Genomic DNA, 13,679 nt, shown 5'->3' with positions numbered 1-13,679 from the left:
GAAAGGGCAGAGTTTAAATAATAGGAAAGATTTTTTCCGTGGAGAAAAACTTTAATCACAAGGAGAATCTTCATAAAAAAAATTCATATGGCCAATCACCTTAAGCGCTTTGTTCATGATAGGTGGTATTTCAGCTATTGTACTTACTACAAGTTACAAAGCAGACGCGAAGTTACTGGATTTTCCGGTTCCTCAAAGCGCCACACTCGTTGAAGAAAACGAATTCGGAAAGAATTACGAGTGGCCGAAAGCTTCCGGTGACAACGGAATTCCCTGGAGTTATCAATTGGCAATGAAGCTGGATGGCTGGGAGCAGGTAGAAGGAGAACTCACGCCAATTTACCAAAAGGACGACAAGAAGATTGATCTGATTGCGACAACAGATCATTTGAGCATCTTAAAAGTGGAGTAATACTAAGTGTAACCTATAGAAAAGCGGAGGAATCCAATGGCTGACAAACTGCAATTATTTTTGGACAAATCTTTTAATGGAATCGAACTTGCGCCAGCTCTGTTTTATGTGTGGGAACCGGGGATTCGCTTCGAGATTTCCAATCCAAAACTATCTTATACTGAACCTGGCTATTTAACGCAGGCTTTCGAGCGGGCCACAGCTTTGTTCGGCGCGGCCTTCGATGAAGACGATGAAATCCTGTTCGTGACAGACCTGATTACATGGCGAAACACTTCTTTTATTCGCAAAAAGCCTTTAAATGTTTATAAGAAATACATCAAGCAACAACAGGCCTTATATAAGTTACAGTTGAAAGGTATCGAACTATCAGAATTCGATGAAGGTGACATCACGACTCACCGCTTCAGCTATGCCTGCCGCAAAAAGGATATTCGCTACCCGCAATTATTGCAGGCTATCTGCTACCAGGATTTTGGTCACCCTTCGAAGATTACTAACTACCAGGGGAGTGACGCCCGGATTTATTTGATTAATGTATCCCAGCAACTGATTTACCATCTCTACGATGATCGGGGATGCGATATCATCGCTGCGGATAAAGAAGGTATCCGTTTTTTATACGAACAATATAACGATTGGATCCTCGATTACGACAGAGAAAAGATTGATGCCATATTCAAATAACGATTTATTCAAATAACGATTTATTCGAATAAATGAGATTGGAGAATCATAAATGAATATAGAATTAACAAGATTTCGTGTAAAAGATGGAAAGTCAGCTGTTGTAGATGAATGGCTGGCCTTTCTGAATGACAATATGAAAGATGTTTTGGTTACCTTAGAGGGCGAAAAAATGTATGTCGAGACGATTTTCCGTGAAACGCTCGACGGCAGTGAGTATCTCTATTGGTATTCAATCCAGGGCGAGGGCGGTCAGGAAGTGGAAACGTCGACTCACTGGATTGACGAAAAGCATATGGCTTACTGGCAGGAGTGCATTGACCCCGGATTTTCGCCGGTTGATCTGTCGACTGCGGTTGTGATGATTCCGGAAAATGTTAAGAAGAGCATGAAGTGATTTCACTTTCAGAATAAAATTCAATGAAAATCAAATTCGAAAATTGGCTTGTTAACAACAACTGCATTTAAAAATGTCCTTAATTTAAAATTGCGGCGGGTAAGGGAGGGGGAAGAATATGAAACCATTACAAGGGAAGATCGCTGTAGTGACTGGTGCATCCCGAGGCGCGGGAAGAGGGATAGCCTTCGAACTGGGCAGTGCAGGAGCAACGGTATATGTCACAGGGCGAAGTGTAAAAGGGTCTACAACCGATAATCGGTCAGAAACGATTGAGGAAACTGCCGAAGGTGTTACTTCAAGAGGAGGTAAAGGCATCGCTTTTCAATGTGATCATACAAGGGAGCACGATGTGAAAAGCTTGTTTGAGCAAATTGAATTGGAACACGGCCGAATCGACATCTTAGTCAATAGTGTATTCGGTGGCTCCGAAGATTCTCTGCCTGCTGGCGATGGCCGGCATTTTTGGGAAAGGCCATCAGAACATTGGGATGCGATGATAGGTGCTGGACCGCAAGCTTATTTGCTTACGACTCGATATGCTGTGCCTTTAATGGAGCAGCATCAAAAAGGGTTAATTGTAAACATCACATTCTTTGTCAAAAACAAAATATCTGGCAATTTATATTACGATTTAGCGATGAATGCCATCAATCGAATGACTCTTGGCATGGCACAGGAATTGAAGGAATTCGGTATTTCTGCAGTTGCTGTTTGTCCAGGATGGATGCGGACGGAGCGGGTTAGAGATGCTGGTTTTGGGCCAAAGGACGGAACTACGGAAACCACAGCTTATGTAGGACGTGCAGTTGTGGCATTGGCGACGGACTCTGAGGTCTCCAATTTCGCTGGCGACGCATTGATGGTGGCTGAACTGGCAAGAAAATATAACTTTATGGATATAGATGGGACGCAGCCTTTGCCGTTCGAAGGATAGTTAACTTTTTTACAGAAGATGAGGGAGTCAAAGGCAATGAAATTTAGCAGATGATAGTGCAGCATATAAGCAGAGACAAAAAAGCGGAATTCCCATCCACTCACATGGTGCAGGAATTCCGCTTTTTATTTTCATATCCTATTCAAAAATCCTTCCATCAATTTGTCTCCGTCCGGAGTCCCAATCGACTCCGGATGAAACTGGATGCCGTAAATCGGATAATTGGTATGTTTTACGGCCATGATCATTCCATCATCTTCGGAAACGGCTTGAACTTCCAGACACGAAGGAAGCGAACCCGCCTCGATCACCAGCGAATGATAGCGCATCGCAGGGAGCGGAGCTGCCATTTCCGAAAACATACCTTGATTGTCGTGCGAAATGGCAGATACTTTTCCGTGGCGGATGACCGGTGCATGCGTAATTGTTCCGCCGAAAGCAGCACCGATCAATTGGTGGCCGAGGCAGATGCCAAGCAGGGGAACCCTGTCGCCGGCAAGCTGGATCAGCCGGATCGATTCCGGGGCTGCATCGGGATGCCCCGGTCCAGGGGACAGAATGATGGCTTCGGGTTCCCGCTCAAGAATTTCCTCAGCCGTCAGCACGCCGTAGCGCACAACTTCAACTTCGCGTCCCAATAGAGAAACGGCCTGATAAATATTATAAGTAAATGAATCGAAATGATCGATCAGGAGAATCATCCGAACACCTCCGTCAGCGAACGGGCTTTGTGCAACGTCTCTTCGAATTCCGCCTGGGGAATTGAGTCGTAAACGATGCCGGCACCTGCCTGGACATGGACTTGGCCGTCTTTGACGACGAACGTTCGGATGGCGAGCGCCATGTCGAGGTTCCCGTTGTTGCCAAGGTAACCGATGGCTCCGCCGTAGACGCCTCTTCGTTCTTCTTCGAATTGCTGGATCAACTGCATGGCGCGGACTTTGGGTGCTCCGGACACCGTTCCCGCCGGCAGACAGGAAACAAGTGCATCGAGTGGATGCATATCACCACCGAGTTCGCCGGTGACTTCCGATACCAGATGCATGACATGCTGGTAACGTTCGATTTTCATATATTTCGGTATTTTCACCGAACCGATGGCAGCTACACGGCCGACGTCATTGCGGCTGAGATCGACCAGCATCTGATGTTCTGCACGTTCTTTTTCATCCTGCTCCAGATCTGCGGCCAGATGCTCGTCTTCCTCTTCGGTCCGTCCGCGTTTTCGTGTGCCGGCAATCGGATTGGTCACCATATGGCCACCCCGCAGGGTCAATAAACTCTCAGGCGACGCCCCGACCACAGCATAATCCGTGAAATCGATGTAAAACTGATATGGAGACGGGTTTTGCTTGCGCAATTTTCGGTAGAGGTTGAAAGAGTCTCCTTTGTAGTCAGCGGACAGTCGCTGCGATAATACAATTTGAAACACATCGCCGTTTTCGATATGTTTTTTGGCCAACTTCACTTTCTGTTTGAAACTGTCGGCATCCGTTGTTGACCGGAAAGCAAGTGGCGACTGCGATTCGGAGCCAGCCGGCTGTTCCGTATCATGTAGTTGTGCTGCGACTTCTTCGGTTTTGCCTTCAGTAGACACTATTGTTACGTCATGCTTTACGTGGTCGAATATTACAATGGTCTGGTAATCGTGCAAATGGATATCCGGCATTTGCAGGCTGTTCACGCGTGCTGCCTCAACAGGCTCGTATGCTGCAATGGCATCGTAGCCGATATATCCAAGCGCGCCGCCGGTAAACGGCAATCCTTCAATCGACTCACGATCGGTCGGCACCAGATTCTTCAATATTTCCAGCGGCTTTCCCTGGTGGAACGTTTCTTCGCCGGTTCTGTGGTTGATTTCCATCAACTGCTCTTTCTCGCCGATAAAAGACTTAACCGGATCGGCGCCGATAAACGAATAGCGGCCGGTAAGCGACGTTTTAAGCGAACTTTCCAGTAAAAACTTTCTCGGGCCCTTCAGCCGGTTAAATACGGCAATCGGCGTCAGTAAATCTCCTTCAATTTTTCTGATCTCCATCTCTGCTCATCTCCTCTGGTCTCGGTTCGGCAACGCCGGCCAATAAAAAAAGCCCTCTGCAAAGAACAGGACTGTTCCTTACAGAGGACGGATTGACCGCGGTGCCACCTCATGTTAAAGCTATTGCAGCTTTCACTTGGCCCCCAGTAACGCGGGGGAAACGGATGTCCCTACTCAATTTTCAGGACATCTCTCACAGGCCCATTCACGCATTAGTCCCACCGGTTTCCACCTGCCACCGGCTCTCTTTGAGAGGCTGCTGTGCGCTACTTTTCCTGTTCGACGATTTACTCTGCTATGCTCAGCTCGGCTGTACTCAGGCGACGCCGCTCCCGGCGCCTTCTCCCATGATCATACAAAAGCTTGTCCTTATTCTATGCAAGCGGTCCCGCTTTGTCAATTCATCGCCCCAGGTTTTATTGTCATCCTGTAAAAACTTGGTCATACGGATATCTGAAATGCTGTTTCTTCTTCTTAAGCAATAAAAAGAACAAGGTGAGCGGACCGACCCGGCCGATGAACATCAGGATACAAAGCATGACTTCGCCGAGATCACTCAGCTGACCCGTTACTCCCATCGATAAGCCGACTGTCCCGAAAGCCGACACCACTTCAAATGCGAGCGGCAGGAAAGGAATGGTTTCGGAAATCGTCAGCAGAAAGATGAACAGCCAGACCGTCAGCACGCTGATGGTGGTGATGGCCAGTGAACGCAATGTGATTTCAAGCCGGATCGAGCGGCCGAAAATCTCCGGTTCCCGCTCAGACCGAAGAAAGGAAACCGTTGCAAGCACGACAACGATGAACGTCGTCAGCTTGATGCCGGATGCCGTAGAAGCGCTGCCGCCTCCGATAAACATCAGAATCATGGTGAACAGGAGCGTCGGATCTTCCATTACACTGTAATCCACTACATTGAAACCGGCTGTCCGCGGAGTCACTCCGGTAAAATAAGACGCAAAAAGCTGTTCGAACAACGACATGCCGCCGATTGTCTCGGGGTTGTCATGTTCCAGGAAAAAAACGATGATTGTCGCAAATAGATTGAGCACCAGTGTCCCGATCACCATCAATTTGGTATGAAGCGACCATTGCCGGAATGTTTTCTTCTGAAACAGATCGACCACAACGGTAAAGCCGATGCCGCCAATGATGAACAATGCAGACAAGAGAAACAGCACCAGCGGATCTGTTTGGTGACTCATCAGGTTATCAGGAAACAGCGAGAAACCGGCGTTATTAAAAGCGGATATGACATGGAATATGCTTAAATGCAGGGATTCTTTTACGCCGTAATCGGGAATCCAGTAAGCCGTCAACAAGACGATGCCGATCGCTTCAACTGAAAAAACGAACAACAGGATGTACTTGACCAGGCGGATAATGCCCCCAAAGGTGTTTTGGGAAAATGCCTCCTGCAGATACAGCCGGTTTTGAATGCCGATTTTCTTTTTGAACATCATCAGGATGGCAACGGCAAACGTCATGAGGCCGATGCCACCAAACTGGATCAGCACCAGCAAAACTCCTTCTCCAAAACCGGTCAAAACGGTGCCGGGGTCGAACACGCTCAACCCTGTTACCGTCGTTGCAGAAGTCGCCACAAACAATGCGTCTGTCCAGGAAATCGGGGCAGTGGTCGCAAGGGGTAATTTCAATAAAATCGTGCCAATTACAATTAATACGAAAAAGCTCCCTGAAATCAAAAGAGGAGGTGAGATCTTAATCCTCTTTTTACTGCCACTGCTCATGCCGTGCACTTCCTCATCTGTGATTTTCACATCAGTAACTGTTATTCGTGAACCTTCTTGTTGCGTTAGGCTTTTTAAGCCAAACAAAAAAGACCATCTTAAATAGAATGGTCTTAGGGGTGAACCTACGGCCTTTCTCTTAATGGAGTCAACGCTTACGAGGTTAGCTGTCGGATTAGGGACTAAGAGTATCCCTTCTTACAAATGTAAGATTCACCCCAGGATAGCGGCTGCTATCCGAATTGGTTCCCCCGCTCATTACTGATTCAGCGAATAAAAGGTATGTGATAAGCTCAAAAATACGCCCGTTTCCATACTTTGTCAACATCTATTTTTATTGCATGTTTACGGGACGGCGAATGACCTGGATACCCCGTAGATGATAGACTTGTAAATGGATAAAAAAGGAGATTTTATTTCCGGCATGCAGCTGGATTTATTGGAATAAATGAAGAATATACAACGGGGGATGGCTTATGAAGAAAAAAGGATGGGTGGCAGCTGGCGTCATTGCATTGATCAGCACAGTGGTTTTAATGATTGCTTTCTTTTCGGACGAACCCGAAATGCAGGTTTCGGACGGCAAACCCGAGGGCACGAATGCCAATTACGATTTGGATCTTGAAATGGACGAGGAGGGGCTGTTCAAGGTTTCGTCTGTGATCGAAGTGACGAATGATTCCGATGATGCCTGGGAGGAAATTGGCTTCTATCTCGTACCGAACGCGATGAATGCAGTGGAAACCTATTCTTATCGGGATCACCAGGCAGAAGTCGAGCTTATTAATGTATTGATCAACGGGGAGCCGGCCGATTTCACATTGGACAATAATGAATTGATGCTTCAATTGGATACAGAGCTGGAAACGGGCGACGCTGTGGAAGTGGTAATCGACTACAGCCTCAAAGTACCGGAAGACGGCATGCGCCTTGCTCAGGTAGATAACAATTTCTATCTCGCGCATTGGTACCCGATGCTCGCCGTTTACGATAACGGCTGGGACATTGAAGATTACGACCCGAAAGGTGAATCCTATGACACCGGCTACGGAAATTACACCGTCAGCTACCAATTGCCTGATGAATATCTGGTGGCCAGTTCGGCGGACGACGGAGCGATCGAGGCTTCTGCATCGGGCGAACTGGAAGGCGTCAATTTTAAAGATTTTTACATCGCCTTTATGGATCCGGAAGAATGGAAAACCGGAACGGCGCAAGCGGGTGACACAGACTTGCGGGTGTTTATGCCGGCAGATGTTGACTTGCTGGAAGAAACGATTGCATTGGCGGAAGAAACATACAGCTATTTCGAAAAGGAAATCGCCGATAATCCATTCGGTGAACTGGATATCATTGCGAACGACGGTTATATGGAATACCCCAACGTCATCGAAGTGGCGACGGAACGGGAAGCGATGGAACCCATACTTGTCCATGAGATTGCGCATCAATGGTTTTATTTCCTGGTGACCAACGATCCGTTCGAAGATGCCTGGCTGGATGAGAGTGTGGCGGAATTCGTCACGGCACTGTTCATCAGCGAACGCAACGGCGATACGGACAGCGGTTTTGGGGATGCATCGTTGAGCCAGGCCAGCCATCCGCCTGAGAAATACGTCAACCTTCCGCTGGATGAATTTGAAGAGTCCGCTTATTACTCGACGGTCTACGGTAAAGGACCCTTGATGCTGAAGGAGTTTTTCGATGCCAATGGCGGTCGCGAAAAAGCATTGGAATTTTTATCGGATTATTACGCGGCATTCCAATTTAAAACGGTGGACAGCGAAGACTTCAGAACGTTCTTCGAAGATTATTTTGACGGGGACCAGAGCGAGTTTTTGGACAGCTGGATAGAGCCGGCAGATGCATAGTAATGGAAATGAAAGCCCGCCGGGAACTTTAGGTTCTTGGCGGGCTGTTTTTATGAAAAGAGTGAGTCATAACGAACTGGAAAGTATTTTAGTCTAATTAGAAAGTATTTATGCCAAACTGGAAAGTATTTCGGGTGAATTGGAAAGTATTTGAGTAAATTTGGAAAGTAAGTCCAAAATATGGAAATGCAGAATTTAAATTCACATCTTATTGACAGTGATTCAAGCTGAATCGCCTTCTACTCCAACTCTTTTAACTGGAAAAGGGCTCTTATTTACATCACAAGTCTCTTCAAAATAAAAAACTCCCACAGCAACGACCAAAACAACGGGTAAAACGCCTCAAAACCTCATCAAGCCGCCGAAACGAGAAAAAGCAAGAGCGGATGTTTTTCGCAGCCGCGAAAAACTCCAGTCTTTTAAAGGAACCTTTGCGTTCGCAAAGGTTTTATCCATCCATCATTCCATCAAGTCAGCAATGACTCGAGGAAATACTGCAGTTCTGCTGTCCAGATGTTCAAATAAAGCATTTTGTCGAAGTAAATCATGACGCCCATCACAACGATGATCGCACCGCCGAATTTCATCAGAGCAGACGAATATTTCAGGATGAAACGCGTCTTGCCGATGAAAAATGCCATGATGATAAAAGGGACGCAGAAGCCAAGCGAATAGGCAGTGACGACCGCAAGCGTGTGTGCGGGATTAACCAGACTGCCGTATGTGAGGATCGCGCCGAAAATCGGTCCGATGCACGGCGTCCAGCCGGCCGAGAAGACGAAGCCGACCACAAAGGAATTCAAATAGCTGGCCGGTTTTTTTTCATGTTTTATGCGCTTTTCCTTAAACATGAACTCAGGCTTGATGATGCCCATTAAAAATAAACCCATGAACACCAGGAAGATTCCGCCAAGCATCTGGATAAGCGTTTCATTTTTGGTGAACAAGCCGCCGATTGTGCTCAAAGAAAAGCCGAGTACGTAATAAATGACAGAAAATCCGAGAGAAAAGAAAATTGAGTGGATTAAAACCTTTTTTCTGAAGGAAGCTTGTTTATTTTCCTTTAATTCATTTACGGAAACACCGGTTATATAAGAAACAAAAGAAGGGTATAAAGGAAGGCAGCAAGGGGATATGAAGGCTAGAAATCCGCCGGCCAGCGCGACCCAAATAGTGATATTTTCCAAAGTCAACACCTCTATGCTATTCTAGCACGAGAGAGTTAACGAATATTCCCATAATTTCCATAGAATTTTACAAATAGATGAACAGAGGCGGACAGCGGATGAATAAGAAAAAGAAACGCATGATCTACAGAGTCTCGGTGTTAGGACTGCTTGCGGCGATGGTCTTTTACGCAGCTTACGAAAGTATGAAGGAAGAAGCGGAAACGGCCATGACTTCGAAGGGGGAACTAGCACCAAATTTTGCCGGTGAGACTGTGGCGGACGATATGCTCGTTTTATCCAACGAGCTGGAAGGAAAAACGCTCATCAATTTCTGGGGTTCCTGGTGTGAACCGTGCAAACGGGAGATGCCGGCACTGGAAAGCGCGCACTCAAAATATAAAGATAATGGATTCAAAGTGATTTCCATCAACTTGGGCCAGTCCGATTTCATAGCCGGCCAATTCATCGACCAATACCAGCTGACATTTCCCGTGATGATCGATCAAGACGGGTCAATCAAAGAAGCCTACAGCGTCGGCAATTTGCCAGCTTCGTTCCTGGTCGATGAAAACGGTGTGATTGAAGAAGTTCACGAAGGTGAGCTGTCGGAAGAGATGCTTGAGGGATGGATTAATTAAAGAAAAAATTAGAAGCAAACCAATTCAGCACAGCACCGGAGAGGTAATATCTTTCTCGGTGCTGTGTTTTTCTTGTCTGCATGTTTCAAAGGGTATTTATAGCAGGTTATAGAATTAATTAAATAGAGATAAAATAAATGGGTTCTTGAGCGGATAGAAATGCAAAAAAGGTAGCATTTTCTAGAACAATACCAGCAGCTGCATGCTGATGAAAAGGGGGGACAAAGAATGGAAATACGCAGAATCCAAAAAGATGAATTTCAAAATGCTGCAATTTTATTAAGGGGAATGGGGAAAGTCGAGGAAGAGGATTTTTACCGGCGTTTTGTTGATATTGTTCAGAACACTGATTACTTATTCATCGGAGCCATCCATAAAGAGCGAGTGATAGGTTATGGGCTGGCTCAAGATTATGGTGTCCACCTGCGGCTTGGTAAAAAGATTTGCCGGCTTCATGATCTCTATGTTTTACCTGAGTATAGACGAACCGGAATTGCCCGCAAGCTAATGGATGTAACTGCCGAATGGTGCAAATCAGTCGGTGCGACCTGGCTTCAATGGAACGCGAGCAAACAGTCTATTGAATTCTATGAGAAGATTGGCAGCGAGCGGTTAACTTATGATGAAGATAAGCCTGAGTTCGAGCTTGAATTTAAAATGTAATTAATTCTCGCAGCAAGATTTCAATTTTAAAAATAGCTTTTTACACTAAGTTAGATTTCATAATAAAACTGGAGGTCGATCCATTGAAAAAACAAACATACTTATTATTTTTATTGCCATTCCTGATTCTCGCTGCCTGTTCGTCAGAAGCATCCCAATCAGTTGAAAATATCGAAGAGCAGGCAGAGCAGGAGCTTGATGCGGAAATTTATATTCCTGAATTTGAAGAGTATCCGATGGTGTCAGCGGAAATCTTCTCTGTTCCGATGGCCAGCTCGAAAAGTCTCATGGTAACGTACTCGCGTGAAAAGGGTTCATTGAAGAGCGATGAACTCATTTCAAATCACGAGGAAACGGTAGGATCGGAAGTCATCTACGGTATTTACGAGGGAGATCCGATCTTATTCAAAATTACTTTCGATAAAAATGAAATAATCAGCGGTGATGGCAGCCATGAACTTAGGACGGTAAGCGGGGAATCTGTTCTTTACCACGAGACCACCAGCGGTGACAACGAGTATTTGACTGCTTTTTTTAATGGAGAACAGGGTTCGTATTCATTCGAGTTTGCGCTGACGGATGAATTGACGGAAGACGAAGCCTATTGGGTGATTTCAACTGTAATTCAAGGCCAGAAATCGAAATGAAATCAACAATTGGAGGATATGAAATGAGAGTCGAAGAGAAAGAATTTATTGTCAACGAGCTGCAGTACTGCATAAGGTCAGTGGCAGCAGCGGATGCGATGGGCTTGTCCGAAGTCAGGTTGCAGGTGGACGGGGAAACCGAAAATCTGGATAGAGAGCCGGGTGAGGCATACATAGATGAAGCGGGTTTTAAACGGATCATCGAAGAAGATGCCGCAAGCAGCAGGAACTTATTTCTGGTGGCTGAAGCGGATGGCCGGATTGTCGGGTTTTCAAGATGCGAGGGCAATTCACTCAAACGAACCGCTCATCAAGCGGAGTTCGGAGTCGGCGTATTGAAAGCCTTTTGGGGTTACGGCATAGGAAAGAATCTATTGAAGGAATCCATCGATTGGGCAGAAGCTAATCACGTTAGAAAAATGACATTGAAGGTTCTTGAAACCAATAAAAAAGCAATTCTCCTGTATGAAAAATGTGGTTTTGAGGTGGAAGGGATCCTTAAGGAAGACAAGTTTTTAAGGGATGGGAAGTATTATAATACGGTTTTGATGGGGAGGATTGGGTGAGGGAATACTTACATTTGGAAGGAGCTTACATAATATGCCAACAATAAACCACGAAATCTACATCGAAGCACCAGTTGAAGTTTGCTTCGATCTTGCAAGAAACGTTGATGTGCATACAGAAACAACCGGCAAGACAAAAGAGCGGGCTGTGGCGGGAGTGACGAGCGGCTTGATGGAAAAAGGGGATTCGGTTACATGGGAAGCTATACACCTTGGAGTAAAGCAAAAACTGACGGGCAAAATAATCGAAATGGAAAAGCCGCATTCGTTTACAGATGCCATGGTGAAAGGAGCTTTTCATTCGTTCACGCATATGCACGAATTTATTGGAAAAGGGAGCGGCACGGTAATGAAAGATCGATTTGTTTACCGGTCACCTCTAGGGGTTCTAGGGAAAATTGCGGATAAGCTGTTCCTTGAGAAGTACATGACAAGGTTTATTACGGAGCGGGCGATTGAATTGAAGAGGATAGCGGAAAGAGATTGAGATGCTCTTTACTACCGTTTTTTGGATTTTAACCAAATTATCCGGGTGAATAAAGTAAAATTACTGGTCGCCTCGCAGCTTATGCGCGGAAACGAAGATTTGTGCACAAGAAAATACTTTCTTGTCTTTTCTGCTATTTTTCCATCACCCCGAAACACACCCTTGGAAGTGAACCAGCCGTCTCCGCCTCATCCAAATTCAAAAGAGCTGAATCGGATGTTTTTCGCTCTGCGAAAAACGAAAAAACCAAATATCAACACAAAAAAAGCAGGACGAACCAAATTCCTGGTTCGCCCTGCAAGCATTCTATCTTTTATTTAAAAACCAACTTCAAAAATCCTTAAGCCAGTTCGGGATCAATGGACTCATCGCTGATCTCTCCAACGATTTCCTCCAGAATGTCTTCCATCGTCACTAATCCGGCAGTGGTTTTGCCGTCAGCTCCGGTCACAATCGCCATATGCGTCCGGTTTTGCTGCATTTTCGTCAGCACTTTCTGGATAGGCGTGGTTTCTGTGAAACTTGGCATTTTGTGTACAAAGGTCTCCGGTTCCGGCTGGCGTCCGGCCGCCATGCTTGTCAGCAATTCCTTCGTGTTGACATAGCCGTATAAACGGTCGATATTGCCGCCTTCCATGACTGGATAGCGCGTGAATTCGACTTCCTCCATGATGGAGAAGAAATCTTCACCGGAAATGCTTTTATCGACAGCCACAATTTGTTCGCGCGGAATCATAATGTTTTTCACCATACGGTCATCGAACGCGAAAATGTTTTTAAGATACGTCAATTCTGTCTGGTTGATTTCTCCACTTTGGAAACTTTCAGCCATGATCAGCTTCAACTCTTCTTCCGAATGGGCTTCCTCATGCCCGGCCGGTTCCACTTTAAACATTTTCAACAATAGGCGGGCCGATCCGTTCATCACCCAGATGAACGGGTTCATGATTTTACCGAACCAATAAAGCGGCGGTGCAAGCAGTAACGTCATGCGCTCTGCATATTGGATCGCCAATGTTTTCGGTGCCAATTCCCCGATGACAACATGAAGGAATGTCACAATTCCGAGTGCAATTGCATAGGAAAGAGCAGTGGCAACTGCTTCAGACAGTGCAAAATATTCGAATACAGGATGCAGCAGCCGTTCAACGGTCGGCTCCCCTAACGCCCCGAGGATCAAGGCGGTTACGGTGATGCCGAGCTGACAGGCTGACAGGTAATAATCGAGGTTATTAGCGACTTCTTTGGCGCGCAATGCCTTTTTATTTCCTTCTGAAATCAATTGGTCGATTCTGGACATGCGCACTTTCAAAATGGCAAATTCAGCTCCGACAAAGAATGCGGTCGCGATGATCATCAGCGCGACGAGCAATAAATTAATGGTTATCTGTACGTCCAATATGGTTCCCTCTTAAA

General features: G+C 46.0%; 16 protein-coding genes, 1 riboswitch and 1 other annotated feature. Of the genes, 10 read left to right on the top strand and 6 right to left on the bottom strand.

From position 1 onward, the window contains the following. Positions 1–115: 115 nt before the first annotated feature. From DP120_RS03515 to DP120_RS03500, 4 genes are all read left to right on the top strand, one after another. Entirely contained in the window at positions 116–412 is a 297-nt protein-coding gene (locus DP120_RS03515; protein ID WP_112221858.1) for a hypothetical protein, read from the top strand. A gap of 36 nt (positions 413–448) precedes the next feature. Continuing rightward, complete coding sequence (locus DP120_RS03510; RefSeq protein ID WP_112221856.1) at positions 449–1,099, top strand: DUF3885 domain-containing protein; 651 nt, start codon at positions 449–451, stop codon at positions 1,097–1,099. A gap of 52 nt (positions 1,100–1,151) precedes the next feature. Further along, positions 1,152–1,496, top strand: a complete 345-nt coding sequence (locus DP120_RS03505; protein ID WP_112221854.1) for a DUF6176 family protein — start codon at positions 1,152–1,154, stop codon at positions 1,494–1,496. Positions 1,497–1,614: 118 nt separating this feature from the next. Continuing rightward, positions 1,615–2,433 carry an SDR family NAD(P)-dependent oxidoreductase gene (locus DP120_RS03500; RefSeq protein ID WP_112221852.1) on the top strand — a complete coding sequence of 273 codons (819 nt, stop codon included), beginning with the start codon at positions 1,615–1,617 and terminating at the stop codon, positions 2,431–2,433. A gap of 131 nt (positions 2,434–2,564) precedes the next feature. Here DP120_RS03500 and DP120_RS03495 read toward each other — a convergent pair whose 3' ends face one another. From DP120_RS03495 to DP120_RS03485, 4 genes are all read right to left on the bottom strand, one after another. After that, positions 2,565–3,134 (bottom strand): anthranilate synthase component II, encoded by a 570-nt coding sequence (locus tag DP120_RS03495; RefSeq protein ID WP_112221850.1) that lies wholly within the window; start codon positions 3,132–3,134, stop codon positions 2,565–2,567. Beyond that, on the bottom strand, positions 3,131–4,471 hold the full coding sequence (gene trpE, locus DP120_RS03490) for an anthranilate synthase component I (RefSeq protein ID WP_112221848.1): 1,341 nt from the start codon (positions 4,469–4,471) through the stop codon (positions 3,131–3,133). The genes DP120_RS03495 and trpE overlap by 4 nt, the downstream gene beginning before the upstream one ends. A gap of 80 nt (positions 4,472–4,551) precedes the next feature. Next, positions 4,552–4,763, bottom strand: a binding site (T-box leader). Positions 4,764–4,787: 24 nt separating this feature from the next. Further along, entirely contained in the window at positions 4,788–4,916 is a 129-nt protein-coding gene (locus DP120_RS18750; RefSeq protein WP_276310390.1) for a hypothetical protein, read from the bottom strand. After that, positions 4,894–6,222: a TrkH family potassium uptake protein gene (locus tag DP120_RS03485; protein ID WP_112222328.1), complete on the bottom strand. Its 1,329-nt coding sequence runs from the start codon at positions 6,220–6,222 to the stop codon at positions 4,894–4,896. Before DP120_RS03485 ends, DP120_RS18750 begins: the two co-directional genes overlap by 23 nt. Positions 6,223–6,359: 137 nt before the next feature. Next, a riboswitch (cyclic di-AMP (ydaO/yuaA leader) is annotated at positions 6,360–6,504 on the bottom strand. A gap of 194 nt (positions 6,505–6,698) precedes the next feature. On the opposite strand from DP120_RS03485, the gene DP120_RS03480 reads away from it, so the two are divergent. Beyond that, a complete protein-coding gene (locus tag DP120_RS03480; RefSeq protein ID WP_112221846.1) occupies positions 6,699–8,093 on the top strand; it encodes a M1 family metallopeptidase in 1,395 nt (464 codons plus the stop codon). A 467-nt stretch (positions 8,094–8,560) separates the two neighbouring features. Here the strand turns inward: DP120_RS03480 and DP120_RS03475 are convergent, their stop codons facing one another. After that, positions 8,561–9,280 (bottom strand): cytochrome c biogenesis CcdA family protein, encoded by a 720-nt coding sequence (locus DP120_RS03475; RefSeq protein WP_112221844.1) that lies wholly within the window; start codon positions 9,278–9,280, stop codon positions 8,561–8,563. Positions 9,281–9,378: 98 nt separating this feature from the next. On the opposite strand from DP120_RS03475, the gene DP120_RS03470 reads away from it, so the two are divergent. From DP120_RS03470 to DP120_RS03450, 5 genes are all read left to right on the top strand, one after another. Further along, on the top strand, positions 9,379–9,900 hold the full coding sequence (locus tag DP120_RS03470; RefSeq protein ID WP_165843711.1) for a redoxin family protein: 522 nt from the start codon (positions 9,379–9,381) through the stop codon (positions 9,898–9,900). Between the two features lie 228 nt (positions 9,901–10,128). Beyond that, complete coding sequence (locus DP120_RS03465) at positions 10,129–10,563, top strand: GNAT family N-acetyltransferase (protein ID WP_112221840.1); 435 nt, start codon at positions 10,129–10,131, stop codon at positions 10,561–10,563. Between the two features lie 83 nt (positions 10,564–10,646). Next, a complete protein-coding gene (locus DP120_RS03460; RefSeq protein ID WP_112221838.1) occupies positions 10,647–11,210 on the top strand; it encodes a hypothetical protein in 564 nt (187 codons plus the stop codon). A gap of 23 nt (positions 11,211–11,233) precedes the next feature. Next, positions 11,234–11,776, top strand: a complete 543-nt coding sequence (locus DP120_RS03455) for a GNAT family N-acetyltransferase (RefSeq protein ID WP_112221836.1) — start codon at positions 11,234–11,236, stop codon at positions 11,774–11,776. Positions 11,777–11,810: 34 nt separating this feature from the next. Continuing rightward, positions 11,811–12,263 (top strand): SRPBCC family protein, encoded by a 453-nt coding sequence (locus DP120_RS03450; RefSeq protein WP_112221834.1) that lies wholly within the window; start codon positions 11,811–11,813, stop codon positions 12,261–12,263. 340 nt (positions 12,264–12,603) lie between these two features. Here DP120_RS03450 and DP120_RS03440 read toward each other — a convergent pair whose 3' ends face one another. Next, positions 12,604–13,662, bottom strand: a complete 1,059-nt coding sequence (locus tag DP120_RS03440; protein ID WP_112221830.1) for a hemolysin family protein — start codon at positions 13,660–13,662, stop codon at positions 12,604–12,606. Positions 13,663–13,679 lie beyond the last annotated feature (17 nt).

Source organism: Planococcus halotolerans, assembly GCF_003289955.1.
Lineage (GTDB): Bacteria > Bacillota > Bacilli > Bacillales_A > Planococcaceae > Planococcus > Planococcus halotolerans.
Note: the sequence above shows the minus strand (reverse complement) of the source record. Positions and strands in the feature narration are given on the sequence as shown.

Bases quoted from the DNA above. Each gene is read 5' to 3' on its own strand.
- DP120_RS03515 (WP_112221858.1), top strand. From the start codon at position 116: ATGATAGGTGGTATTTCAGCTATTGTACTTACTACAAGTTACAAAGCA.
- DP120_RS03510 (WP_112221856.1), top strand. From the start codon at position 449: ATGGCTGACAAACTGCAATTATTTTTGGACAAATCTTTTAATGGAATC.
- DP120_RS03505 (WP_112221854.1), top strand. From the start codon at position 1,152: ATGAATATAGAATTAACAAGATTTCGTGTAAAAGATGGAAAGTCAGCT.
- DP120_RS03500 (WP_112221852.1), top strand. From the start codon at position 1,615: ATGAAACCATTACAAGGGAAGATCGCTGTAGTGACTGGTGCATCCCGA.
- DP120_RS03495 (WP_112221850.1), bottom strand. From the start codon at position 3,134: ATGATTCTCCTGATCGATCATTTCGATTCATTTACTTATAATATTTAT.
- trpE (WP_112221848.1), bottom strand. From the start codon at position 4,471: ATGGAGATCAGAAAAATTGAAGGAGATTTACTGACGCCGATTGCCGTA.
- DP120_RS18750 (WP_276310390.1), bottom strand. From the start codon at position 4,916: ATGACCAAGTTTTTACAGGATGACAATAAAACCTGGGGCGATGAATTG.
- DP120_RS03485 (WP_112222328.1), bottom strand. From the start codon at position 6,222: ATGAGCAGTGGCAGTAAAAAGAGGATTAAGATCTCACCTCCTCTTTTG.
- DP120_RS03480 (WP_112221846.1), top strand. From the start codon at position 6,699: ATGAAGAAAAAAGGATGGGTGGCAGCTGGCGTCATTGCATTGATCAGC.
- DP120_RS03470 (WP_165843711.1), top strand. From the start codon at position 9,379: ATGAATAAGAAAAAGAAACGCATGATCTACAGAGTCTCGGTGTTAGGA.
- DP120_RS03465 (WP_112221840.1), top strand. From the start codon at position 10,129: ATGGAAATACGCAGAATCCAAAAAGATGAATTTCAAAATGCTGCAATT.
- DP120_RS03455 (WP_112221836.1), top strand. From the start codon at position 11,234: ATGAGAGTCGAAGAGAAAGAATTTATTGTCAACGAGCTGCAGTACTGC.
- DP120_RS03450 (WP_112221834.1), top strand. From the start codon at position 11,811: ATGCCAACAATAAACCACGAAATCTACATCGAAGCACCAGTTGAAGTT.